We start from the raw sequence: 24,649 nt of genomic DNA, 5'->3' as shown, positions 1-24,649 counted from the left end.
TCTTTTTTCCTATTATCCTTCAGGGTAAGCTTGCTTAAGCTTATCAATCAAATACTGAGAGATCTCAATATCCTCTCCCTCAGTTAATTCTTTTACTTTCTTGAGTTCATTAATAACAAACTCATAACGTTCTTTATTTTCAAATAACTCTTTTGCCTTCCTCTCTAAATTATAATGGCCAAAAGCATCTCCTAATAACTCAGGATAGACATCATGTCCGAGAATGAGATTAGGTATTGAAACAAAACCCTTATATTTTACGATATTCTCTGCAATAAAAGTATTGAGTAAATTTAAATCATAAGAAATAACACTTGGTACACCATATAAGGCAAGTGAGAGATTTACCGTACCACTAGTTGCAAAAGAAAAATCTGCTTCTTTTAATGCTTCATCTAGTTGATCATCACGATAAATTTTATCAAACTCACCTTCAAAACGAGAGAAGAGTTCATTATCAACAGAGCTTGCCTTAACAATAGTTAAGTTAAAATTATATTTCTTTTTTAGATTTCTTACGGCCTTTATGAACTCTGGAAGCATAAATTCAATTTCAAACCGACGACTACCAGGAAGAAGAAGTAAGTTAAATTCTTCGTTCTTAAAGTCTACACTTCTGCGTGTAAAATCTTTAAGAAGCGGCTTTGTCTTTTTCAAAAGAGGATGCTCAATTGTAATGGCCTTACTTACACCACGATCCATAAACCACTTTTTTTCAAAGGGTAAGATGCAAAAAAGCGTATCAACAGATTGTTGGAGATACTTCGTTCTCCATTCTTTCCAAACCCATGCCTGAGGTGCAACATAATAGAGAACTTTTACACCTAATTTCTCAAGTTTCATTGCTAACTTTAGATTAAAGGTTTGAAAATCAATCAGTATAGCAACCTTAGTATCTCTCTTCTTTACTTCATCGATAAGATGACGATATGCCTTGTAGTAAAAAGGAACCTTTCGTATTGCTTCAGTGACTCCCCAAGTTGAGAAGTCCTTTAATTCATATAGTAGTTCAACGCCAGACTCTTTCATCTGACTACCGCCTACTCCATAGAAATGGATATCCGAAGCCCCTTCTTTAAGGGACGGAAGAAATGTCATTGCATGTTCTTCACCAGATTTCTCACCAGCAATAATTAGACAGCTTTTCAAACTAAGTTAACCTCTTTGTTTTCATTCAATGAAGTATTTACGGCAGCAATTAATTCCATTGCAGCAATCCCATCATCAATTGTTACAAATTCTTCAGTATTATTTGTAATTGAATTATAGAATTTTTCTTGCTCAATATAGAGATGATCTCTCTTCTCATAGTCAAACTCGTGAATTTCTTGTTCGCTATCAGATTTAATATCTTTTGAATAAGAAACTTTATTATTTAGAAGATCGACTCTTAAGATTCCATTAGCTGAATTTAGCTGAACACTTCGTTCTGTCTTTACATCATTTCGAGAGTTCTCAATTGTTACAACAGAATGACCGTAATTTAATAGTGCTTTAACATGATCAAATTTATCAGTGAGAACCTTCATTCCATAAGCTCTAATTGACTTAGGCTTACCAAATAACATCAGAGCAAGATCGAGATCATGAATCATCAAGTCCTCAACAACTCCAACATCTGCGGCCCTTCCTTTAAAAGGAGAATTTCTTACAATAGTTGCGACGCTATTATTTTTAACGATCTCACTAAACTCTTCTAATCTCTCCCAAACTTGGTGACATCTTTCACTATGTCCAACTTGTAACTTAACACCCGCTTTAGAAGCTAGTTCTTTTAATTCCTTAGCTTCTTCAACTGTTACCGTTACAGGTTTTTCACAAAAAACATGTTTTCCATTTTCAAGGAGGCCTTTAGCTATTTCATAGTGATAACTTGTAGGTGTTGCAATAACAGCAGCATCAATCTCATTCATCACTTCTTTGATATCTGAAACAATTTTGGTTTCTGGATATTTTTCCTGTGCTTTTTTCTGATTCGGCTCATAAGGCTCTACAATAGCAATCAGTTCACATCCATCTAATTGATGGGCCTTCTGAGCATGCCACTGTCCGAGGTGACCAAATCCGATTGAAGCAACTTTTACTTTTGTCATAATTAAAACCTAGTTCTTAAGTTAAAAATGGTGCAATTCCCATTTTCGTCGAAATAATATGTTCTTTAATTTGTGCAATAATTTCATTATTCGCATATGGCTTCATAAGCTCTTCTGTTTCAACAAATGTACGAGGAGAATACGTAGAAGCTTCCATATCACGGAAGAAATCAACGATTTCTGAAATAGCATTTCTTTCTACTCCAGCACGACGAAGACCAATAATATTGATTCCACGAAGCTTTGCGCGATTTCCATAAGCAGTACAATAAAGAGGAATATCTTTATCAATTGCAGAAGCACCACCGATATATGCTCCCTCTGCAACTTTAACAAATTGTGAAATATTTGTTCCACCACCAATAATAACTTTATTACCGACTTTTACGTGACCTGCGAGGTTTGTCGAGTTGGCCATGATTACTCGATCCCCAACAACTACATCGTGACCCAGGTGAACTTTTGCCATAAGAAGACAATTACTACCTAGAGATGTTTTTTGGCGATCCTTCATCGTTCCACGGTGAATTGAGACATATTCTCTCATTACATTATTATCACCAATTTCAACTTCTGTTGGATCTTCTTTATAAGTTAAGTCTTGTGGTTCTTCACCAATAGAGCAAAATTGATAAAACTTATTATTGTCACCAATTTTAGTATGACCATTTATAATAACGTGATTTCTAATTTCACAGTTTTTTCCAATCTTTACATTTGGACCAATAATGCAATATGCACCTATTGTTGTCCCCTCTCCAATCTCTGCTCCTTCAGAAATAAGTGCAGTCGGATGGAATCTTTCATTCATATCACTCATAATGAGCTCCTTGCTTGTTATTCTTTAACTTTAAAAGTTGCTAAGACCTGACACTGGCTCATTAATTCTCCATTGTGAAAAATCTTACAATCATTTTGTAAAAACCCTGTTCGCATTTTTGTACAAACAGTCTCAATTTCTAATCTCATCCCTGGATAGACAGGCTTTCTAAATTTTGCACCCTCAATTGATAATAGCGCAACTTCGAAGTCACCTTCTTCTAAATTTTTATAATAAAGTTTTAACTGGAATGAAGTGAACTGGGCCATCATTTCAACTTGAACAACACCTGGAAGAATAGGATTCCCAGGGAAGTGACCAGCAAAAATTGGATGGTCTTCTCTCGTTGTATAATTTCCTTTAACAACAGCACCAACTAGATCTTTGATATCATTGACCTCACCAGTCGCTTCAACACTTGTAATTTCATCAACAAATAAAAACGGTTCCCTGTGAGGGAGAATTTTCATTACTTCTTCTTTGCTTAAATGCATAACCTTACCTACCTTTTAATATTCTTTCTAATAAAGGCAATTGATCTTAAAAATTCACGCATTGGCCTTGCAGGATAACCTCCAACAGTTTCCTGCGCGGCCACATTACCGATAACAGTTGATCCACCAGAGATCTGAGCGGCCATTCCTACTTCTAAGTTGTCAGCGACAGCAGACTTACCACCAAAGACAGCATAATCACCTATCTTTGTACTTCCACCGATTGCAACCTGTCCGCACAGAATTACACCTTTCCCAAGTTGAACATTATGACCAACTTGAACATGATTATCTATTTTAGTTCCACTTCCAATACGTGTCGGTGTAAATGTTCCTTGATCCACACAAGAATTCGCACCGATTTCCACATCGTCACCAATAAGAACTCCACCGAAGTGCCAGATTTTATGATGAACGCCTTGATGGAAATTATAACCAAAGCCATCACTACCAATAGTAGTTCCTCCATGGATTCGACAATTCTTTCCAATGACAGTTTCGGGATAAATTGTCACATTTGAATAAAGAGTCGTTCCCTGAGAGATTTTAACATTTGGCATAATCACGCAACCAGGCATGATAAAACAATCGCTTTCAATTTCGACATTTTCGCCGATGAAAACACCTTCAGCAATTTTTACAGAAGGGTGAATTTTAGCACTTCCATCTTTTCTACCATCAAGCTCAAAAGCAATACTACCTCTTTGCTTTTCATAGAAAACCTTTGATGCTTTTGTAATTGAAATTGGAATATTACTAGAAGTTAACAGAGCAAGTGTATTATTTGAGAGAGACTCTCTATCTTCTTGGTCTAATTCTTCATAAAGCTTTTCATCGATAATAATTACAATTTTATTTTCGACTTTGGCCTGTTGATATTTTTTAAAGAACTTTTTATTTCCTAAAAATAAGACCTCTTCATCATTAATTTCCTCAATTGAAGAAATACTATTCAAAGATAAATCTTTATTTCCTGCTAATAACTTTAAATCTGAATCATTTTTGATGAGGCTTTCAAGACTAACTTTCACTTTTTACCTCCTCCTTTAAAACGACAAAAGGGAATACATGAAGTATTCCCTTAAAAGAGTCTATATCAGTAAAAAATTACTTATGTTTCTTATCGTAAGCTGTAATAACATCATTTGTGATGTCAGTAACTTTCTTAATGTAAAGAATTGGAGTTGTTGATGTTTCATATGTCCAATCAAGACCTTTCTTTTTAGAAACTTCTTCAACAACAGCTTTAATTTTATTTAAGATAGGACCTTTTGCACTTTGTTCCATCTTAGCAAGCTCACCCTGATACTTTTGCATTTTTTGTTGAAAAGTGAAGAATTTCTTTTGAAGCTCCTGACCTTTCTTCTGCTTTGTTTTCTCATTCATAACAAGAGCTTGTTTCTCAAACTTCTCTTTCTCTTTTACTAGAGATTCTTCTTCTTTCTTAAGTTCGGCTTGCTTCTTATCGATTTCTTTTTGCAGCTTGTCCTTAATTTGCTTTGACTCTTTAACAGATAGTAGAACTTTTTGAACATCAACTCGCCCAATATTCATCGCACTTGCAGTTAAAGAAGAAAAAAGTAATCCAACCATTAATAAGTTTTTCATATCGTCTCCTTACGAATTAGAATAATTGCCCAATATCAAAATGGAATTTTGTCCCGCCGTTCATGTCCTCATCAGGGTTGATAGGAATACCCCACTCAAACCTTAGTACACCAATTGGTGAGAACCAACGGAAACCAAACCCATAATCCATATATATTTTATCAACATTGTTGAAATCAGCAGCAGTACCAGCATCAAAGAAAGTAACAAACTTAAGTCCCGCTTCTTTTGCTAGAGGATGCTCTAACTCAAGAGTTGTAAATGCCGTAAATGGAGCACCAATATTAAACTCTTCATCTTCACCATCTGAGTTCTTTGCCGTCTCCTTAGGTCCAATATCTTCGATATCGTACCCTCTTAAGTTTCTTGCACCACCAAGTGAGAATTTCTCATTTCGTGGAATTGGAACACCCTTGTCTTCAATTTTACCAGTATATAGACGACTTCTAAAGACTAACTCTTTCCAAACAGGATAGAAGTAACGAATATCAATTTCATTCTTCCACCACTTCTTGTCACCACCTATACCTGCGTACTCTGTTGCCACATTCCAGTAATAACCATCAGTTGGCTCAAAACGGTTATTTCGCTTGTCTTTAACAACAGCAACTCTTGCAGAAGAAGTAACACCCGCTTCATTTTCATCAACCGTTTGGTCTTTGATATCTGTAAGTTCAGTTTCTTCAAGTTTATAAGTAGTATAAAGTCTTGTGTATTCAAAAATTGGGTAACCAACTCGAGCTGCAAAACCATGTTTCTTATAATCATATGAGTCAAGTTGTGTATCGACTGTTCTAAAAATCTCTCCACCTAAAGTCCACTTAGAGTCCATAAAGTAAGGTTCAGTAAATGACAGAGAGAAGTTCTGTGTTTCTTTTGCAAGATTGGTAGAGAATGAAAGCTGTTGCCCTAGTCCTCTAAAGTTATTTTGAGAAACAGAGGCTTGGAAGAATCCACCTGTTGCAGTTGAATAACCGGCTCCAACTGAAATCTGTCCAGTACTTTTCTCTTTAACACTAATTTCAACATCGAGAACATCATCCTGTCCCGGAGCTGAAACAGTATTGAAAACAACACTTCCTGGTTCAAAGAAACCTAAACGATTAACATTCTCTTTAGATTCTCTAAGGCCTGTACCAGAATATTTGCCACCCTCATGAATCTTTAATTCACGACGAACAACTTTATCGCGAGTTTTTGAGTTACCAGTAATTGAGATACGACCAAACTTTGCAAGCTTTCCTTTCTCAAAAGAGTATTGAATATCAACTCGATTCTCACCTGGAACTAATTGAATATTTCTAATAACGTTGGCAAAAGCATAACCAAGATCTTGATAAGATTCTGTTAGACGCTGAATATCTTTTCGAAGTAATTCCTCAGAATAAACTTCTCCGGCCTTAAGCTGAGTTTTTTCAAGAAGCTCTTCTTCTGTAAAAAGAAGCTCACCTTGGAAGTAAATATCACGTACTTCAAACTTTGGTCCCTCTTTAATTTTTACAGTAATAAAGACCCATTTCTTATCTTCTGAAACTGTAACTTCCGGAACTGCCACATTAACTTGTAAGTAACCCTTCGTTGAATAGAAGTACTTAAGACGCTCAATATCTGTTTTAAAGTTTAGCTCTTTAAAGTTTCCAGAACCCGATAGGAACGAGAAGAGACTCTCCTCTCTTGTTTCCATTATTGACTTAAGTTCTTCTTCAGCAAACGCTGTAAGACCTAGGAAGGTAATCTTTTTAACACGAACTTTATCGTACTCACTGATATGATAAATTAGATGAACATTCTCATTGTTAACTCTTCTAATTTCATATGAAACATTTGCAAGGTAGAAGCCCTTTTCTTCGTAAGTCTTTTCCATCTTACGAACATCGGCCTGTATTGAGTTAACATCAAGGATTGAGTATTCTCTGGTTTTTAGACCTTCACTCAAATCATCTTTATCAACTTCATCATTTCCTTTAAAAATGATCTTTGCCACAATTGGCTTTTCTACAACTTTGAAAATTAGCTTCTGTCCCTCTTGGTGAGCTTCAACTGATTCAAAATATTTTAAGTTATAAATAGTCTCGATATCGTTAAAGAGAATCTCATTTGTCAGGGTAAGACCTTTACGCGCGCGAAGCTTATCAAGAACAGCTTCTTTCTCTACTTTCTTTAGACCTTGAATTTGAACATCTGAAATTTTAAACAGACGTTTAGTAGGACCTATTTCATTTGCAATAACATTGAAGGTTATTGTAAACACAATAATATATATAAAACTCTTCCAAGAGTTAATCATTCAGTCTCCGTGATTTTGTCTTGTGTGCATGCTGACAAAAAATACTTGAGTAAAAAAATATCAACAATCTTACAAAGTTACAAAAAGAAAAACGAACACAGTGCGACACAAAATTGCGTTTTAATGCAATATTCCATCCACCATCGTGTGAGTTCTCTCAAATTTAGCGGCCATTTCCTCATCGTGAGTAACAACAAGAAGTGTTGTTCCCAATTCTTTTGAAAGATTAAAAATTAGATCCGCTACGATTTTAGAGTTTTTCGAATCGAGATTACCTGTAGGCTCATCACATAGTAACATCTTAGGCTTAAGTGATAGAGCACGTATCAGGTTAATACGCTGTTGCTGGCCACCTGAGATCTCAAATGGGTATCTTTTAAGACACTCCTGGACACCCAGGGCCTTTGCTAAAGACTCGATATACTTCTTCGTCTTCGACACACTGTGCCCACCTAGTCTTGCTGGCAATAAAATATTTTCCAAACAAGTTAGTGATGAAAGAAGAAAGTGAAATTGGAAAACAAATCCTATTTTAGAATTACGATATTTCGCAAGCCCCGCGTCATTTAATTTGCCAATATTGAGGTCATCGACAGTAATTTCTCCTGCAGTAATATTCTCAAGACCACCAATCAAATAAAGCAGTGTTGATTTACCACAACCAGATGAACCTTTGATGACACATCTTTCTCCCTCACTAAGTGAAAGATCCACACCTTTTAAGATATGTGAGTTTCCAAAGTCTTTTTGAACATTCTTTACATTTAAAACAGCCATTTATGAAAACTCCTCTCTCAGGCCTTGGGCCATTGATTTAGAATCTAATCTCTTTAGAACGAGATAAGTTAAAAATAATATAAGAGCTAATGAGATGGCCCCAACAGCGAAAATATCTTTGAAGGCCAGATACAACTCAATACGGCTTAAGTGATAAACATTTGTCGGTAATGAGAAAATATCTAAAGTCCCTAAAAGATAATCAAAGATTTCAACACAAATTAAAGAACCTAAAAATGCCAAAAGCCAGATGCCAACATTTTGAACAACCCAAAGAGTCTTAAACTTACTTGGAGACAATCCAATCGCATATAATAAGAATATTTCTTGAGATCTTCTTTCCTTAGAAAAGATGATAAAGGCCAGGCAATTAAATATTGCCAAGATGACAACAATTGAAAAGACAATTGAGATCATATACTTTTCAAATTCAACCGCTTTTAAAAATGTTGCAAAGTCACTCCAATAAGGGGCCACTGTAAATTCATAATAGAAGACACTTCTCATATCTGAGACGACTTCATTTATCTTATTAATTGTGCGGTATTCGGGATCGAGCCTGAGGCTCATGATATTAATCTTTTTCCCAACTCCAAGAAGCTTTTGAATATGATCTAAATTCACGTAAACAAAACGATTGCGATATTCATGAATTTTAAACGGAATAATATCAACAACTCTTAAAACAGCATTTGTGGGAAGATACCTCTCTCCTAGTTTCCCAGCAGAAAAACTAAACTTGAGAGTATCTCCCTTTTTGACCCCCAAATTCTCGGCCAACAGATCCCCGATAATAACTTCATTTTCTTTTGGCATGAATAGGCCATTATCAAGTTTTTCCACACCTTCATCAACACCGACAACAAAGACAGCTTTTCCTTTTTCGTCTTTATTTGCAAATGATTGTGTACGAAGCATTGGTATTTTAGTTTGAATTGGAAAGTTATTCAGGTCTTTTACTTCATTTTCATTTAACTCAAAAAAACCACTATTTGCAGTAAGAATGATTTCTCCACTACCTGCATTTAAAGATTTCTTAAGAGTCACCCCAAAACCATCCATTAGAGCAAGACTACATAGAATAACGGCCAACGAAAACATTAGGCCAAGTATAGTAGCAGAAATAAAGTAACGTGAAGAACGATCACGAAAAAAGAGTAATTGGAAATCTTTTAAAAGATAAAAAAAGTTCAATGCTATATTTCCTTATCCTTCTTTCTTACCATCAACAGACCATCTTAAGAATGCATCCATGAATCCATCAATATCCCCATCAAGTACTTTTTCAGCTTGAGAAGATTCGAAATTTGTTCGGTGGTCTTTAACCATTTTATATGGATGAAGAACATAAGAGCGAATCTGAGCTCCCCAACCAATTTCTTTCTTATTGGCCTCTTCTTCAGCGGCCGCAGCTCTTTGCTTTTCAAGCTCAAGTTCATAGAGACGAGACTTTAAAACTTTCATTGCTTGAATCTTATTTTGAAGTTGTGAACGCTCGTTCTGACATGTTACCACGAGTCCTGTTGGATGGTGTGTAATTCGAACCGCAGAATCTGTCGTATTTACAGACTGTCCACCAGCACCACCTGAGCGATACACGTCAATACGAATATCTTTATCGGCCACTTCAATTTCGATATCATCATCAACTTCTGGTGAAACAAAAATTGAAGCAAAAGAAGTATGCCTACGATTTGCTGAATCAAACGGAGAAATACGAACAAGGCGATGTACTCCTGTTTCAGACTTTAAATTTCCGTAAGCGTAATTTCCTTCAATGAGCATAGTTGCAGATTTAATCCCAGCACTATCTCCATCTTGTACATCTAAGACCTGAACCTTAAATTTCTTTTGTTCGGCCCAACGATTGACCATACGAAATAACATACTTGCCCAATCACATGATTCAGTCCCACCTGCACCAGCATTAATACTTACAATTGCATTATTTGAATCGGCATCATCTGAAAGTAAGACTTTAAGTTCAGCTTTATTGAAAGCATCGACGAATTCATCAGCAATGCTTATTGCACCTTCTGCTGATTCCTCATCACCTTCTCCAGCATATTCGAGTAGAATATCGAACTCATCGTATAGATCTTTTAATTTTGTATATGTATTTGTGACATCCTCTAAGAGGTTTTTTTCTTTTTGAACTTTTGTTGCGTTAGTATTGTCATCCCAGAAGCCAGGCATTGCTTCCATCTCTTGAATCTCTTTGATACGTGCAGACTTTTGGTCTACATCAAAGTGACCTCCTAAGACTTTCTAATTTATCCTTATAATCCGCCATGAGTGATTTTTTCTCACTAAGGCCAATACGTGTACTCTCTTCCATTAATTTCTTGCCTTTTTTATTTTTAAGAGAATCTCTTTTTCAAGCGACTCCATAATCTCTTCTTCTTTTTCAGATATTTCGTGATCATATCCTAACAAATGTAGGAGTCCGTGACAAAATAAGTGAATAACCTCTTGCTCAAGACTTAAGTTAAATTCACGTGCTTGTTTCCTAGCGACATTGCGACTGATGATGATATCACCAAGCATTACAGGTCCAGGTAGAACGAAATCCGTACTGTCTGGTCTAAGGCTTTCATACATTGGAAACGACAAGACATCAGTGGTCTTGTCTTTGTTGCGATGCTCACTATTAATTTGACGCATTCTTTTATCGCCACAGAAGTGAAGATCGACTTCTATTTCTTGATGAATCTTCTTATCTAAACAAGTATTCTTTGAGAAAAGGAAATTACTTAAGACCTTTAGTGAGTCCTGCATCATCTTTTCACATGCTTCTAATCCCCATTTAGACCTAGCGTTATCTGTTAAGTGAATAACCAATTTTGATTTATCAATTTGAATGGTTTTAGTGTAGGCCATTATTTCCAATCTCTTCATTCTGGGTGTAATATTCAGTTATTAGATTATATTACCAAGGCTAGATTATGTCACTAAGCGAAATGGAAAGATTAAAAGAGGTTGTGGCCAAATTAAGAGATCCTAAAGATGGATGTCCATGGGATTTGGAACAAACTCATAAGTCACTTCTTAAATATTTAATGGAAGAATCTTACGAATACATGCACGCCGTGGAAGATGGTGACTATAGAAAAATGGAAGACGAGTTAGGTGATGTTCTCCTACAAGTCGTGCTCCACTCTCAACTAGCTAGTGAAGAAGGAAAATTTAATCTTAATTCTGTTGCTAAAACTATCGCTGACAAAATGGTAAGACGCCATCCTCATGTCTTTACGAATAATAAGGCCCGCGATATTAAAGAAATCAAAGACAATTGGGAGGCCATCAAGAAAGCTGAGAAGGCCCAAGAAGAAAGTCTAAAGAAGTATGAAATATGCGATGAGCTTCTATCATTTCCGGCCCTGACAAGTTCAGCAAAGATTGGAAAGAAGACAAGTAAAATAAACTTTGACTGGGAAGAATACTCTCAGGTTATGTATAAAGTAGAAGAAGAGTGGCAAGAGCTTAAAGAAGAGTTAACTCCAGGACGCGACTTAAATAAGGCACGTGTTCAAGAAGAGATGGGTGATTTACTTTTTTCAGTTGCTCAGTTAGCACGACACCTGGATCTTGATCCAGAAATGACTCTTAGAGAGGCCAACCTTAAGTTCAAAAGAAGATTTAATCAATTAGAAGATATTGCAAGACAAGAAGGTATTGCGATTCGAGAAAGTTCACAAGAAGAACTAGAAGGACTTTGGTCTCGTGTAAAAGAGATTGAAAAAAATAAATAATATGAAATCATCCATTAAATTAAAAAAGAAATATATTTCTCTAAAAAAAGACAAGCGTCTTTACGAAATGCCATGCCCAATTGTTGGTCTTACTGGTGGAATTGCCACAGGAAAGTCAACAGTCTCAAAAATTCTAAAAGAAAAGAACTTTCCTATTATTGATGCAGATGCATTGGTTAAAGAAGTCTACAAATCTAAAGAGTCTATAGAGCATTTAAAAAAGTATTATTCACAAGTAATTAACGAAGAGGATGAAATTAATTTCAAACTCCTTCGAGAATACTTCTTTCAAGATATTCAAATTCAAAACGATATCGAAAGTTTAATCTATCGCCAACTACCTGAGATATTTCTCAATGCATATAAAGACCTTGGTTCTCCAAAGGTTATAATCTACGACGTTCCTCTTTTATTTGAAAAAAACCTTGCACCATTTATTGATTTCAAAGTCGTGGTGTATTGCCCAAGAGCAAAACAAGTAGAGCGTTTAATGGCACGTGATGGAATCGAAAAGGACCTTGCCTGTAAGATCCTTTCTAAACAGATCAATATTGAAGAGAAGGCCAAACTTGCTGACTATGTCATTGATAACTCTGGCAGCGCTGAGGATCTTAATTTAAAACAATTCTTAGATCATTTTGACTTTTAGTTACGCGGTCCTAAAATTAGTTTGGGTTGGACTAACTTTAGCTTCGCTAAAGTGTCGCTTTTTTTTGCGACTGCTTTCCCATTGCTCCTGAGGCAACAAAGCCGGGCTTGAACCCGGCTTGTTGAATATTATTTTCTAGCTAAAGATATGGGGAGCTAGCACCGCAAACAATAGACTGGCCTGAGCCAGGCAATTTTGCGGTTGCTTAAATAATAGGGTGACTGTCAGCAACAGTATTTTCAATTTCACCATTTTGAGTTCTTAAGTTTTGGAAACTTCCATAAAGTCCTCTAAGTGATGAAATTAATTCTTCATCTTCTTCTTGAGCGAAACGAGATAATTGTTGAGTTTGCGTTGAAACTTCATTCATTTCGCCTCTGATTGTTTTAAATGTCTCTTTAATTGCTCCAACATCAGGAACTTCTTTACTGTCCATAATAATCTGAACCTTAGAAAGACCAACATCTAATTGAGTTGATACCTTTGAGAAGTTTCCTAGAGTTGAATTAAAGTCCCTAAGCTCACCTGCAAATTTTTCAATTGTAGCATCTGTCGCTACACCTCTTTGAATTTGATCAACGATTTGTGAACTTCGTGCTCTAAAGAGTTCAACTTGTGATTTAAGTGACTTAAATTGATCACGAGATTTAACAAGGCCAGCAAAGGCAGCCTTATTTTCATTTATAATTTCAACAATCTCACTTGAACGAGTCGCTAATTCAATCTCTTCATTGAAAAGACGATTACTCATCTCCACCATGTAACGATTCATTTCTTCAAACTTAGCTCTCATCTCAACTACTGATACAATCTTATCCTTAGCAGATTTGAACTTATTAATCGCTTCTTTTTGTAAGTCCTTTTGACCTTCAAAAATAATTCTTACATCATCGATTATCTTATATTGTTCAAATAAGTTATTTTCAAGAAGCTCTACCTCTTTTAAGAAAGATGCTTTTTGACTTAAGAAGTGATCGTTAACTTTTGTGAATTTATTATATACATTATCAATACCAGCAGCAGAGAAGTCTTGTTTTAACTTTTCTTTTAACTCACCTGAGAAGCTAGCTTCAACTAAAGCATCAAGAGACTTACACACCGGTGAGACGACTGATTTCATTTGATTTGTTAAAGTCTCTTCTAAACTTCTTAATGGATAGAAGATGACCATAATTCTTTTTTGATCTGCATATTCAACCGGTGAAACATACATTTCAAAAGGAGCAGCTTCTTTATCATTTTCTGTTTTTACCTGAATTTGATAAATTCCAGCAATACCATCTCTTACAGCACTAATAACAGGATCGTTTTCACCGAGGTTTGTAAATGTGCTTAGATAGTCCCAAGTAATACTGTGATCATTTTTAGTATTATCAATACTCCAATGCTCATAAAATAATGAGTTTGCCCAAACAGCATTTAAGTTTGAATCAAGTAATAAAGAAGAAAATGGCATTGCGTCTTGAAAGATTGATCCAAAGCTCATTCTCTTATGAATATAACCACGATACTTTTCAATTTCTTCTTTAAATAAATGAGACCATTCCCCTTCTAATTTTGCACTGACTGGAATAACTCCATCTTTGATAAGATCTAGAGAAGTTTTTTCTAAGATCTTTGATGCCCTTCTCTCAGTGTAGGCAACCATAAATATTCCACCTGCAAATACGAGAGTAAGGATACCAACGATTGCAATTAGGCCATATAGCGTAGTTTTAGAAGCTTCATTTAATTCAATTTTTTGGTAAGTAAGTTTTGGACCAAATTTCTCACTCCAAATCTTATATGATTCATTTGTTGAGTTCCAAATTGATCCAAAATCTCTAAGAGAGTCTAGTGATCTTTTTAAGAGATTTAATTCTGTTTTTAATGTCCCAAGTCGGATAACAATCAAGTTCTTATCTTCATCAGATAATACCGATCTCATTGTTACTCTTTCCATATAATTAACATCTGATGAAATCGACTGATGTAATTTCTTTAAATTTGAATATGTATAAAAGTTAGAACTCTTTGTTGTGCCTACCGAGATTTTTGTTTTAATCTTTGTTGAAACTCTTGTTAATGTACGCCATTGGTTATGGACAACAAAGTTTTGAAAACCAATCACCTTTGTTCTTAAAACATTAATCAATGTCGACTTGTTTGCAGAAGCTGTAATATCATTTAACTTCTTTTTCAAATTAGAGAAGTTCTCATTCAAAGCTTCATATTCTTCAATATTAGCAATATTATTTAATTCATTTACACCTGCTTCAAATCTTTCAAATTCTGAGATCGCTTCTTTCGTACGATCAACTCGAACAAGCTCTTTAATACTTGTTAGGGCATTTGAATTTTTAACTTCATCAAATTTTGAAGTCGATTCATAGATCATCGTCATTCTTTCAAAATTAGCAGGTCCTTTTTTCCAAAAGGTCCATACACCAGCGGATATAAGAGCTGTCGTTAGAATAAGAGAAACTGAGAAATAGATGTACAACGGCTTGCTGAAACGAAGCTTCATATTATTTATCTCCTAAATGGCGGCTAGGGAAAGTCACTTCCATATGTTAACGGTCCTTCACTTCCTGTGAACGTAAGAATTTCTACATCTATTATGCTATTTTTTGCCGGGTTTTTAAAGGGTTAATTCATTTAATTTATAGGAAAAAAAAGGCCCTCTTTCAAAGAGGGCCTGATTATTTTGATCTGTTATTTTTTATTAGCTTACTAGTTCTTCATAACCTTCAAACATATTTTGTAGCTTAGCTTTAAGCTTCATTACAGCTTGTGTATGAAGTTGTGATACACGTGATTCCGTTACATCTAATACCTGACCAATCTCTTTAAGATTTAGATCTTCATAATAATACAGTGATAGTACTAGTCTTTGTTTCTCAGGTAATTGCTCAATACCCTCTTTAATTTTATCTCTAAAGTTTTTATTAGAAACAGCAGTAAAAGGATTCATTGATTTACTGTCTTCATTTAAACCGGCCATTGCTCTCTTATCATTGCGATTAAAAGTTGCCGAATCATCAATATTTAAGATTGAAACTGATTTTGCTTTATTTAGCATTTCATGGAACTCTTCTTTACTACATTCAAGTTCCTTACACATTTCATCATCAGTAGCAGGACGACCTAATTCTGATTCAAGCTTCTGATAAGCACGATCAATAGTCTTTGCCTTCTCTCTTACTGAACGAGGTACCCAGTCCTGTGAACGTAATTCATCAAGGATAGCTCCTCTTATTCTAAACTCTGCATATGTTTTAAATTTATTATCACGAGTTGGATCGAATTTCTCGATTGCATCCATTAGCCCGATAACTCCACATGAAATAAGATCATCTAATTCAATATTAGATGGAAGACGTGAAGCAATTTTCTGTGCGATATATTTAATTAGTGGTGCATATTCCACAACGATTTCATCTTTTACTTTTGGATCTACTGTTGAGCGGTAGTCTTTTAAATTCTTTAATTTTTTGGCCAACGATGACATCTCTCTCACTCCTTGATTAGGCTAACTGTTGTGGACTAGTTCCGGACTCACTAAATCCATTTAGGATTACCGGTGTAATACGACTATCGTCCTCGTCGGAAAATTTATTAATGATCTTTGTGTAATATTTTGAAAGGGAATTCTTTTCCGTTTTCAAAAGTGCATGATCAAATTTATCAGATGGAATTTCGATATTTTTAACCCCACCTAAAACACTCAAGTTTGCCTGCATAAAGCTTGAAACAGTATCAACGAGCGAACGTACAACTTTATTGTATTGTTGATTCGATTCTACTTTGTTTACGATTAAATGGTTGTCTTTGATATTGTATTTTTGATTTAGAATTTTAATTAGTGCGTATGTATCTGTGATTGATGAACGATCTGGATTTACAACCATGAATCGGTAATCAGAATAGGCCTGAAGATTGATCGTCTCCCTATTCACACCAGCTGGACAATCAAGAATAATATGATCGTATTCCGTACGATGTTCAGCAATAATATCGATAATGAATTTATCGTGAGAGAAAGATTTCTCAAAGAGATCGCTATTACCATTACATCCACTTAGAAGATCTATATTACCTAATTTATAGACACATTCTTCAAATGGCTTCTCATTAGAAATAAGGGAGTAAAAGTTGTCATTTAAAGGAAGCCCTAGCTTAACTGCCGTGTTAGAAAGATTGTAGTCACAATCGATTAAAAGAACACGTTTTCCTTTAGAACTTAATTCATTGGCCAACATCAAAGCTGTCGTTGTTTTACCAACTCCACCTTTTCCTGAACCAACAGCTATAATTTCGCAATCGTCACTGATTAAATTAAGAGATTCTTTTACGTTAAGATCTTCTAGATTAGAGATCTCATCGCTGTCACTTCTATGTGACATCAACCAAGTTGAAAGATCGTTTCTGGACATCCTGTCTCCTAAACAAAACTTAAAATTTAAATATAAAAAATAAAATCAGCTACAGTTTAAATATTCCTGCCAAAATCCTTTCGGCAGTTGCAGCTTCGAGGTCATCTGGAACAATCTCACCTGTTCCAAAAAACTTATATGGTAGCGAATTAAAATCAATTGCTAAATTAAAGAGTGATCCATAATTTAAACACTGATCTAAATGCGTCACCACGAGACCGTTAGCAATATTTGCATAACGATTAAGTACTTTTCTATTATACAACTCTGTGTTGATTCCCGAAAGACAGATTAAAACTTCCACATTTTCAAATGAACGTCTTAGGCCATCTACGAACTTCTTGATTTCATTGATTTCTTGATTTGTTGCCTTGTAGTCGATAAAAACATTTTTCTTGGTTTCTATTGATTTTCTTGTTTGCGCAACGATTTCAGAAATTGTTTCACACACATTTGATTCAACATTGAAGAACTTTTCAGAGAAAGAAGTATTATCTTTATATCCAACTTTTCCCTTATTTCTAATAATCACTGAATCATCTTTAAGAGCAGAAAGCTTCGTTAACATCGAGCTCTGCCCACAAGTAGCATCAGAGATTAATACTGTAACAGTCTTTGAAGCTTCGTTATCGACAGAAGAAAAAAGTGGCATCGCCGTCTTTACTTCACCCATCATCTCTTTAAGAGCAAATTCGAAAACTGTATCTGGATTCTCTTTATCATCATCAGAAAGATCAAAGTTTGCTTTGCGAACAATTTTTTGAATATATCTTTCTTCAATATCTAGACTTCTAAAAATTGTTACCATTTCCTTAACACCAAGTGCTTGCGGCTTAGTCATCCCCTGTACACTTTGTGTTAATTCATAAATCTTTTTTTCAAGATCATCGATTTTATTTCTTTGTGAATCAATTAAATGATTTACTTCTTCATTATTAATTGATGGTGTAGATGGACCAGTTACATAATTGTCTTGCATTGCTGGTCTAGCTTGAGCAACCTTTGGCTCCTCAACTTCAATCTCATCATCAAGAGAGAAGTCTCCATTTAAGAAATCATTGAAGTTTTCAGAGTCTGCATTAGCTGTTGCTTTCTTAACTTCTTCTCTATCAATAGAGCTTAAGAAATCATCAAGTCCTGATGCAGAATTTGAAGTCGATTTTTCTTCAAGAGAGTTAACACTTTTGTTTAAGCCAAGGCTTCCATAACCGGCCATTGGATTTTCATTAGTGCCTTGATTTTGTTTATGTTGATCATGTGAATTTATCATATTTGCTATATAAGATGAGTTATTTTGGTAAAAAGAATCTTTTTGTTCAGGATTTAAAACGCTATCAACTTGAGCTTTTTTCGTGTAGTTCTTCTCAGAGATTGCAGCAGTGATCTCAATTTTTTTCTTTTTGAAAGCACCCTTTATTCCCTTATTCGTCTGTGTTTTAAGAATAATTGCATCAGGTCCTAGCTCGGCCTTAATATTTGCTAATGCCTCATCTAAAGAATCTGCTTCAAATTTCCTAACGTACATCCTATAACCTCACCGTTCCAAGCGATCTAATATTCACATCTGGACTTAATTCATTATGACTTACTACAATTAAGTTTGGTATGAATTTTTCTGTTAATTTCTTAAAGTGGCCACGGATAACAGGTGAACATAGAACAACCATTTTTTCACCCATATTCGTTGCCTCCTCTATTTTCTCATTTAAACTGGCCAAAATCGATTGGGTAATTCTTGGGTCTAAAGAAACTTGTTGACCATTTTCTGTTTGTATGAGATTGCCAGCAACCTGCTCTTCTATTTTACGATCTAACGTAAATATCGGCAAATCACCATTTGGAGACTTAATAGACTCAGTGATAGTGCGGTATAACGATTGTCTGACATTTTCTGTCAGAAGATCTGTATCCTTAATTTTCACTCCATATTCAGATAAAGACTCTAAGATCGTTCTTAGGTCACGAATGGAAACATTTTCCCTTAAAAGGTTCTGTAATACCTTTAAAACAGCTCCTAGAGGAAGAATATCTGGAACGAGATCCGCAACAATTTTTGGATAATGTTCTTTAAAATTATCAAGAACACGAACAAGTTCTTGGCGTCCAAATAATTCATGTAAATTAGTTCTGAGTATTTCAGTCAAGTGAGTTGCAAGAACAGTTGATAAGTCTACTACTGTATAACCATTAAATCCTGCATCATCTTTTTGATCTTCTGTAATCCAAACGGCAGGAAGACCGAAAACTGGCTCAATTGTTTCAATTCCATCAATTTTCTCAATAACACTACCAGGGTCCATGGCCAGGAAGTGATCAGGAACAAGTTCACCTTGAGCAATTTCGACACCTTTAATCTTTAAAGAGTAGCCACCTGGAGCAAGTTCCAGGTTATCTTTAATACGAACAGATGGAATGATAACACCCCAATCAAGAGCAAATTGCTTTCTCATATATGTGATACGCTCAAGTAAATCACCGTTTTGTGATGAATCAACGAGATTTACAAGTCCATATCCAACTTCTAATTCAACAAGTTCAAGATTAAGGAGATCCTCAAGTGACTCTGGAGTCGATTTCTTCTCGTCTTCAACAACTGATTCAGCGGCAACTTTCTCCTGAGCAATTTCATTTTCCATTTTATTTGAAACAAAAAGAAGAGCTAAACCGACAACAATAAATGGTAGCTTTGGAAGTCCTGGAATAAGTGAGAAAATAAGAAGCACACAACCTGCAATTAAGATTGCTTTTGGGTGAAGCTTAAATTGCTTACTCATTTGAGCACCAAGATTATCTTCACTTGTATTTCTTGTTGCAATAATACCGGCAGCAGTTGAAATAATTAGAGCTGGAATTTGAGAAACAAGCCCATCCCCTACCGTTAATAGAGTATATGTTTCAGCTGCTTGGCTAAAGTTCATATTATATTGGCCAACACCAACAATAATTCCACCAATAACATTAATAGCAGTAATTAGAATACCTGCAATGGCATCCCCTCGTACGAATTTGGAAGCACCATCCATCGACCCGTAAAAGTCAGCTTCTTCAGCAACTTCAGCTCGTCTTTGCTTTGCTTCAGCATCATTGATAAGTCCGGCATTTAAATCGGCATCAATGGCCATCTGTTTACCAGGCATTGCATCTAACGTGAAACGAGCACCAACTTCTGCAACTCTTCCAGCACCTTTTGTGATTACCATGAAGTTAATAATTACTAAGATGATAAAAACGATGATACCAACAACAAAGTTCCCTTCAACAACGAATTCACCAAAACTTCTAATGATCTCACCAGCAGCACTTGTCCCCTCACTTCCAGAACGAAGTAAAATATTTCGAGTTGATGCTACGTTTAGAGAGAGACGAAAAAGTGTTGTTACAAGTAGAACCGCCGGAAAAGTAGAAAATTCTAATGGCTTCTTTGTATAAACAGAAACTAATAGAATAATGATTGAAAATGAAAGAGTTGTCGCTAAAAGTAAATCAAGTACAATTGGTGGAACAGGAATAATCATGACTGCAAGAACAGCTAGAATCCCGACTGCAACTGCAAGATCTGAGTTTTCAGTTAATACTTTTAATCTCTTAAAGATACCATCCATGATACTTTTCCTAATACTTCAATTAACTTAGAGCTTTATTCTTTCTCTTAAGCTTATAAACAAACGCTAATACCTCAGCGACTGCTTTATAAAGTGTGCGAGGAACTCCTTCCCCAACTTTTACTGATTTATATAATGCTCTTGCTAAAGGCACATTTTCTACAATTGGAATATTGTGTTCTTTAGCAATTTCTCTAATTCTCATTGCAAGGTGATCAGCACCTTTTCCAACAACCCCAGGGGCCACCATATTTTCTTGATCGTATTTTAAAACAATTGAGATATGTGTTGGGTTTGTGACAATTACATCTGCTGTCGGTATATCTGCAAGCATTCTCTTTTGGGCCTGCTCTCTTTGAATACTACGAATTCTTTGCTTAACTTCAGGAGAACCATCTTGTTCTTTTGATTCTCTTTTTGCTTCTTCTTTTGTCATCATGAGTTTCTTTTTGTGAGAATACTTTTGATAAGCAAAATCAGCGATAGCAATAACAACAAGACCTGCTAGGATTGCAAAACCTAACTTAATGAGAATATCTTTTCCGATTACAAATGCTTGAAAGAAGTCAACATGAAGAAAACCTACAAAAGATGCAATATCTTCTTTCATATAGAAATATACAATTCCTAGAATGAAAACAAATTTTAAGACACCTTTAACGGCCTCAACAACTGCTTTCATTGAGAATAGTTTCTTTATTCCCTTGATTGGATCAATTCTTTCTGGTTTCCACTCTAAAACTTCAGGAGCATAGATGAATCCGATTTGAGCTACGTTTGCAACGATCCCCATACAAAGAGCGACAAGACAAACAGGAGCGGCACAAACAAGGGCCGTAGAAGCTGTTTTATTAGCAATTGTTTTAAGTGATTTTTCAGTAAAGGCAGTCGCTGGATCAAGATACATAATCCATCTAATGAATTCTTCCATTTCTTGATAAATGAAAAGAAGAGAAAGACCTAATGTCATGATACAGGCGGCCAGTACTAACACACTGGTTAGTTCTTTTGAGGATGCGACCTCACCCTTTCTTTTCGATTCGTCAATTCGATGCTGGGATGGATCTTCCGTTTTTTCCTGATCTGTTTCTTCGGCCACGACTTACTTCCTTTAAAGTATAAAGTTAAACCACTCGCCTAATCTTTCCGTATACATCTTAAATGCAACGTGAAAGAACTCATCGCTTGTTGCCGTGAATACTAGTAGACCTAGGCCAATATTAACGACAAAGCTCACCATAATGATATTCATTTGTGGTACAGTTCGAGCAATAATTCCTAGAATCGAACTGATGAGCATATTTGTAAAAATCAATGGTGTTGCAAGCATAATGGCAGCAACAAAAATTGATTTAAAAGCTTCAATATAGAAAATATGAGACTTCGCAAAGACACCCATATCGTAGATATGAATTGAATAAAAAGATTGAAAAATCCCTTTAAACATCGGTAAAAGTGCTCCGGAAGATATAACCATTACAAGAACAGTCCATTGTATAAGTTTTTCGAAAGGACCCACTTGTTGACCTGAAGAAGGATCAAAGTAGCGAATCGCTGCAAATCCAATTTGCTGGGTAATAATACTACCTGCTGACAGGAAGATACCCATGATTGATTTTACCAAATATCCAATTATCAATCCAATGAGTGTGTAAATAATAGTGAGGGCCCAGAAGTTATCTTTTCCCACATACATGATGTCCTTTACTACTTCACCTTGAATATATGGGAAGAAGCAAAAACTCATAACAAGAGTTGAAAGGATCTTTACCATCATTGGGATTGGTAAGTTATCATAAATAGGTAGCTGAAAGTTAATAGCAAGTAATCTGGTAAAGATTAACCAAAAGGCGATTATAGGGACAATGTCAGTGATTTGAATTGTCATATATTACGATTACCTACCAGTTACTAGTTGTGGAATACTGATGATTAATTCTTTTGTAAAAGTAGTCAGTTGATCTGTCATCCATGGTGCTGTTAACACTAATGCACCAACAATCACTAGAATCTTAGGGATGAATGAAAGTGTTTGCTCATTGATTTGAGTAACTGCTTGAAATATCGATACTAAAATACCCATAATTAGAGCACCTGCTAACATTGGTGCTGAAATCATTAATCCTACAGTAACTGCTTGTCTTGCGATGTCTGAAAAAAAGTCCATCTTGTTCTCCAATTCTTTTAGTTAAAAGACCTTAGTAGTGAACCTGTGACCAGTTGCCAACCGTCTACAAGAACAAAGAGTAATAATTTAAAAGGCAATGAAATAACAACCGGAGGAAGCATCATCATCCCCATGGCCATTAAAACAGAGGCAACAACCATATCTAAAATGAGAAATGGGATATAAAGTAAGAAGCCAATTTGAAAGGCCGTCTTTAATTCAGAAATAATAAATGCAGGAATCAAAAAATGAATAGGAACATCATTAATTGATTGTGGTGCCTGTCTTCCTGTTACATCATAGAAAAGACCGATATCAGCTTTACGTACTTGTTTATTCATGAATCCACGAAGAGACCCTTCAATTCGATCAAGAGCAAGAGTCGTTGATATCTTCTTATCCATATATGGCTTAATAGCATTATTATAAATATCTTCACCAGTTGGCTGCATCACAAAAACAGATAGAAACATTGCAAAACCAATTAGTAGTTGGTTTGGTGGCATACTTTGAGTTCCAATGGCCTGTCTCATGAAAGATAGAACAACGATAATTCTCGTAAAACATGTACAAAGAATTAATACAGCTGGTGCTAACGTAAGAACTGTAAAAAGGACCGTTAACTCGATCGTATCGACTAGATCAACACCTTGACCAAAATTAACAGAAAGTCCTGGAAGCCCCAGGTTCGTTGACTGCTGTGCAAAGATCGTACTTAGCCATCCGCCGATACTAAATACTAATAATGCTTTTAAAAGGTTCTTCATTCAACTTCCTATTGAATTGATTTTAAAATCAAATATCTATTGTAAAGACTTCATGTCTTTTACTTTTTTCTTAATTTGAGCAGTAAGACTCACCTTCTCTTCACTTGTTGCTTGTCCTGCTAGACTATTTAAAATTGCTTCCTGTGAAGATCTTGTAGAGTTGCTTGCTTCATGCATATTTTGAGTTACTTCTTTTAACTTAAATTCTTTTGAACCTTCATTTGCAGAATCAAGGTTTGTATCAAAGTTAGATCCAGTGATTTGTTTTTCACCTTCCTTAAAGAAAGCTGATGTATCTTCAATCTCTGTTAAAAAATCCATACCTTTTTCTGACTGTGCCATTAAAAAGACTTGTTTTTGAACTCTAACAACAAGAAGACTTCTTTTTGGGGCAAGATATGTTGTCGATAATACTTCAACCATCTTTGCACTAGAGAAGATTCCTAATCCACCTTTCTTAAGCATTCCCTTTCTAAAAAAGTTCATTAGAAAGAAGATACCGGCAGCAAAAAGAGCGAAGAATCCGATAAATTTAAAAATATAAGTCGACATTTGAAATCCACCCTTTTCAACTCCAGAAGAAAGAGAGCTTACGCTATCTTCTACTTGTTGTTTTTTCTCTTTTGCTAATGCTAGAAGAGAATCATTTGTATCATTTAGTTTCTTATTATTAGGTTTTTCGTTCTTTGTTACTTCTTCTTTATCTTTTAAAAGTTTTTCTAAGTAACTTTCATCATATGCTTCTGCTTTTTTAGTTTTAGCAGGAGCCTTCTTTGGAGTAGCTGCTCTTGTTACAGCAACTTGTTTTTTAGAAGCTGAAATTGGAAAGAACATTTTTATTTGGTTATCTCCAACCTCTAAACTTACTTTATCTTCCTTACCTCTTAGTTCATAAGGAAGAATGGCACGTACACGAGCAACATCTTTATTGAATTGATACGCCATAAGTTTCGTATCAAACTTATTATTCACAGAAACTTGTTTTTCAATTTTTGGCCAAACAATTGTTCCATCAAGAGCAACTTGAATAATATCATCCTTAATTGTTAACTCAGGAGTATCTCGGTAGTTACCTTTTAACGCAATGGTTACAACACCAGTACTTCCATCTTTAGTTAACTCAACTTTTCCAATTTCAACTCTTGCATAAGCATTTGCTGTTATTAAAGAAAGTGCTAAAAATAATAATTTAAATCGTTTGGCCATAATAAGTTCCTA

General features: G+C 35.3%; 23 protein-coding genes. 2 read left to right on the top strand and 21 right to left on the bottom strand.

What is annotated here, in order from left to right; translation table 11 throughout:
- Positions 1 to 12: 12 nt before the first annotated feature.
- From lpxB to ybeY, 11 genes are all read right to left on the bottom strand, one after another.
- A complete protein-coding gene (gene lpxB / locus ACMAZI_RS10960) occupies positions 13 to 1,149 on the bottom strand; it encodes a lipid-A-disaccharide synthase (RefSeq protein ID WP_115361894.1) in 1,137 nt (378 codons plus the stop codon).
- A complete protein-coding gene (locus ACMAZI_RS10955; protein ID WP_412474092.1) occupies positions 1,146 to 2,093 on the bottom strand; it encodes a Gfo/Idh/MocA family protein in 948 nt (315 codons plus the stop codon). The genes lpxB and ACMAZI_RS10955 overlap by 4 nt, the downstream gene beginning before the upstream one ends.
- 16 nt (positions 2,094 to 2,109) lie before the next feature.
- Complete coding sequence (gene lpxA, locus ACMAZI_RS10950; protein ID WP_233500256.1) at positions 2,110 to 2,913, bottom strand: acyl-ACP--UDP-N-acetylglucosamine O-acyltransferase; 804 nt, start codon at positions 2,911 to 2,913, stop codon at positions 2,110 to 2,112.
- 17 nt (positions 2,914 to 2,930) lie between these two features.
- Positions 2,931 to 3,407 carry a 3-hydroxyacyl-ACP dehydratase FabZ family protein gene (locus tag ACMAZI_RS10945; RefSeq protein WP_115361898.1) on the bottom strand — a complete coding sequence of 159 codons (477 nt, stop codon included), beginning with the start codon at positions 3,405 to 3,407 and terminating at the stop codon, positions 2,931 to 2,933.
- 8 nt (positions 3,408 to 3,415) lie between these two features.
- On the bottom strand, positions 3,416 to 4,438 hold the full coding sequence (lpxD, locus tag ACMAZI_RS10940; protein ID WP_115361900.1) for a UDP-3-O-(3-hydroxymyristoyl)glucosamine N-acyltransferase: 1,023 nt from the start codon (positions 4,436 to 4,438) through the stop codon (positions 3,416 to 3,418).
- Between the two features lie 76 nt (positions 4,439 to 4,514).
- Positions 4,515 to 5,015 carry an OmpH family outer membrane protein gene (locus ACMAZI_RS10935; RefSeq protein ID WP_115361902.1) on the bottom strand — a complete coding sequence of 167 codons (501 nt, stop codon included), beginning with the start codon at positions 5,013 to 5,015 and terminating at the stop codon, positions 4,515 to 4,517.
- A gap of 16 nt (positions 5,016 to 5,031) precedes the next feature.
- Positions 5,032 to 7,266, bottom strand: coding sequence for an outer membrane protein assembly factor BamA (bamA, locus tag ACMAZI_RS10930; protein WP_412474091.1), 2,235 nt, complete (start codon positions 7,264 to 7,266; stop codon positions 5,032 to 5,034).
- A 156-nt stretch (positions 7,267 to 7,422) separates the two neighbouring features.
- A complete protein-coding gene (locus tag ACMAZI_RS10925) occupies positions 7,423 to 8,079 on the bottom strand; it encodes an ABC transporter ATP-binding protein (RefSeq protein ID WP_412474090.1) in 657 nt (218 codons plus the stop codon).
- Positions 8,080 to 9,273, bottom strand: coding sequence for an ABC transporter permease (locus ACMAZI_RS10920; RefSeq protein ID WP_115361908.1), 1,194 nt, complete (start codon positions 9,271 to 9,273; stop codon positions 8,080 to 8,082).
- 12 nt (positions 9,274 to 9,285) lie between these two features.
- Positions 9,286 to 10,399, bottom strand: a protein-coding gene (gene prfB, locus ACMAZI_RS10915; protein ID WP_240406497.1) for a peptide chain release factor 2 whose coding sequence is annotated in 2 segments (ribosomal slippage) — positions 9,286 to 10,326 and positions 10,328 to 10,399 — 1,113 coding nt in all. Because the reading frame shifts where the segments join, the coding sequence is not laid out codon by codon here.
- 17 nt (positions 10,400 to 10,416) lie between these two features.
- Entirely contained in the window at positions 10,417 to 10,959 is a 543-nt protein-coding gene (gene ybeY / locus ACMAZI_RS10910; protein ID WP_412474089.1) for an rRNA maturation RNase YbeY, read from the bottom strand.
- Between the two features lie 65 nt (positions 10,960 to 11,024).
- On the opposite strand from ybeY, the gene mazG reads away from it, so the two are divergent.
- Positions 11,025 to 11,831, top strand: a complete 807-nt coding sequence (mazG, locus tag ACMAZI_RS10905) for a nucleoside triphosphate pyrophosphohydrolase (protein WP_115361912.1) — start codon at positions 11,025 to 11,027, stop codon at positions 11,829 to 11,831.
- Position 11,832: 1 nt separating this feature from the next.
- Positions 11,833 to 12,480, top strand: coding sequence for a dephospho-CoA kinase (gene coaE, locus ACMAZI_RS10900; RefSeq protein ID WP_412474088.1), 648 nt, complete (start codon positions 11,833 to 11,835; stop codon positions 12,478 to 12,480).
- A gap of 205 nt (positions 12,481 to 12,685) precedes the next feature.
- Here coaE and ACMAZI_RS10895 read toward each other — a convergent pair whose 3' ends face one another.
- The 10 genes from ACMAZI_RS10895 to ACMAZI_RS10850 all read right to left on the bottom strand — a co-directional run bounded on the left by ACMAZI_RS10895 (position 12,686) and on the right by ACMAZI_RS10850 (position 24,637).
- A complete protein-coding gene (locus ACMAZI_RS10895) occupies positions 12,686 to 14,986 on the bottom strand; it encodes a hypothetical protein (protein WP_115361916.1) in 2,301 nt (766 codons plus the stop codon).
- A gap of 198 nt (positions 14,987 to 15,184) precedes the next feature.
- Positions 15,185 to 15,970: a FliA/WhiG family RNA polymerase sigma factor gene (locus ACMAZI_RS10890; protein WP_115361918.1), complete on the bottom strand. Its 786-nt coding sequence runs from the start codon at positions 15,968 to 15,970 to the stop codon at positions 15,185 to 15,187.
- A 16-nt stretch (positions 15,971 to 15,986) separates the two neighbouring features.
- The gene (locus ACMAZI_RS10885; RefSeq protein ID WP_115361919.1) at positions 15,987 to 16,895 is read right to left on the bottom strand and encodes a MinD/ParA family protein; all 909 of its coding nucleotides are present in this window, start codon (positions 16,893 to 16,895) and stop codon (positions 15,987 to 15,989) included.
- 49 nt (positions 16,896 to 16,944) lie between these two features.
- On the bottom strand, positions 16,945 to 18,420 hold the full coding sequence (locus tag ACMAZI_RS10880; protein WP_115361922.1) for a hypothetical protein: 1,476 nt from the start codon (positions 18,418 to 18,420) through the stop codon (positions 16,945 to 16,947).
- Position 18,421: 1 nt separating this feature from the next.
- The gene (flhA, locus tag ACMAZI_RS10875) at positions 18,422 to 20,497 is read right to left on the bottom strand and encodes a flagellar biosynthesis protein FlhA (RefSeq protein WP_115361924.1); all 2,076 of its coding nucleotides are present in this window, start codon (positions 20,495 to 20,497) and stop codon (positions 18,422 to 18,424) included.
- A gap of 22 nt (positions 20,498 to 20,519) precedes the next feature.
- Positions 20,520 to 21,596 carry a flagellar biosynthesis protein FlhB gene (gene flhB / locus ACMAZI_RS10870; RefSeq protein WP_115361925.1) on the bottom strand — a complete coding sequence of 359 codons (1,077 nt, stop codon included), beginning with the start codon at positions 21,594 to 21,596 and terminating at the stop codon, positions 20,520 to 20,522.
- A 12-nt stretch (positions 21,597 to 21,608) separates the two neighbouring features.
- Positions 21,609 to 22,385 carry a flagellar biosynthetic protein FliR gene (locus ACMAZI_RS10865; RefSeq protein WP_334678797.1) on the bottom strand — a complete coding sequence of 259 codons (777 nt, stop codon included), beginning with the start codon at positions 22,383 to 22,385 and terminating at the stop codon, positions 21,609 to 21,611.
- A gap of 9 nt (positions 22,386 to 22,394) precedes the next feature.
- Positions 22,395 to 22,664 carry a flagellar biosynthesis protein FliQ gene (gene fliQ / locus ACMAZI_RS10860; protein WP_115361929.1) on the bottom strand — a complete coding sequence of 90 codons (270 nt, stop codon included), beginning with the start codon at positions 22,662 to 22,664 and terminating at the stop codon, positions 22,395 to 22,397.
- Positions 22,665 to 22,681: 17 nt separating this feature from the next.
- Positions 22,682 to 23,431: a flagellar type III secretion system pore protein FliP gene (fliP, locus tag ACMAZI_RS10855; RefSeq protein ID WP_115361932.1), complete on the bottom strand. Its 750-nt coding sequence runs from the start codon at positions 23,429 to 23,431 to the stop codon at positions 22,682 to 22,684.
- 36 nt (positions 23,432 to 23,467) lie between these two features.
- On the bottom strand, positions 23,468 to 24,637 hold the full coding sequence (locus ACMAZI_RS10850; protein WP_115361934.1) for a flagellar biosynthetic protein FliO: 1,170 nt from the start codon (positions 24,635 to 24,637) through the stop codon (positions 23,468 to 23,470).
- Between the last annotated feature and the right edge of the window lie 12 nt (positions 24,638 to 24,649).

Origin of the sequence: Halobacteriovorax sp. YZS-3-1 (genome assembly GCF_047084945.1) — a bacterium.
GTDB lineage: Bacteria > Bdellovibrionota > Bacteriovoracia > Bacteriovoracales > Bacteriovoracaceae > Halobacteriovorax_A > Halobacteriovorax_A vibrionivorans.
Note: the sequence above shows the minus strand (reverse complement) of the source record. Positions and strands in the feature narration are given on the sequence as shown.

Coding starts and splice junctions, on each gene's coding strand:
- ACMAZI_RS10865 (WP_334678797.1), bottom strand. CDS start 22,385: ATGACAATTCAAATCACTGACATTGTCCCTATAATCGCCTTTTGGTTA.
- ACMAZI_RS10945 (WP_115361898.1), bottom strand. CDS start 3,407: ATGCATTTAAGCAAAGAAGAAGTAATGAAAATTCTCCCTCACAGGGAA.
- ACMAZI_RS10895 (WP_115361916.1), bottom strand. CDS start 14,986: ATGAAGCTTCGTTTCAGCAAGCCGTTGTACATCTATTTCTCAGTTTCT.
- ybeY (WP_412474089.1), bottom strand. CDS start 10,959: ATGGCCTACACTAAAACCATTCAAATTGATAAATCAAAATTGGTTATT.
- flhA (WP_115361924.1), bottom strand. CDS start 20,497: ATGGATGGTATCTTTAAGAGATTAAAAGTATTAACTGAAAACTCAGAT.
- mazG (WP_115361912.1), top strand. CDS start 11,025: ATGTCACTAAGCGAAATGGAAAGATTAAAAGAGGTTGTGGCCAAATTA.
- coaE (WP_412474088.1), top strand. CDS start 11,833: ATGAAATCATCCATTAAATTAAAAAAGAAATATATTTCTCTAAAAAAA.
- ACMAZI_RS10890 (WP_115361918.1), bottom strand. CDS start 15,970: ATGTCATCGTTGGCCAAAAAATTAAAGAATTTAAAAGACTACCGCTCA.
- ACMAZI_RS10925 (WP_412474090.1), bottom strand. CDS start 8,079: ATGGCTGTTTTAAATGTAAAGAATGTTCAAAAAGACTTTGGAAACTCA.
- ACMAZI_RS10880 (WP_115361922.1), bottom strand. CDS start 18,420: ATGTACGTTAGGAAATTTGAAGCAGATTCTTTAGATGAGGCATTAGCA.
- ACMAZI_RS10955 (WP_412474092.1), bottom strand. CDS start 2,093: ATGACAAAAGTAAAAGTTGCTTCAATCGGATTTGGTCACCTCGGACAG.
- ACMAZI_RS10935 (WP_115361902.1), bottom strand. CDS start 5,015: ATGAAAAACTTATTAATGGTTGGATTACTTTTTTCTTCTTTAACTGCA.
- fliP (WP_115361932.1), bottom strand. CDS start 23,431: ATGAAGAACCTTTTAAAAGCATTATTAGTATTTAGTATCGGCGGATGG.
- ACMAZI_RS10850 (WP_115361934.1), bottom strand. CDS start 24,637: ATGGCCAAACGATTTAAATTATTATTTTTAGCACTTTCTTTAATAACA.
- lpxA (WP_233500256.1), bottom strand. CDS start 2,913: ATGAGTGATATGAATGAAAGATTCCATCCGACTGCACTTATTTCTGAA.
- ACMAZI_RS10885 (WP_115361919.1), bottom strand. CDS start 16,895: ATGTCCAGAAACGATCTTTCAACTTGGTTGATGTCACATAGAAGTGAC.
- fliQ (WP_115361929.1), bottom strand. CDS start 22,664: ATGGACTTTTTTTCAGACATCGCAAGACAAGCAGTTACTGTAGGATTA.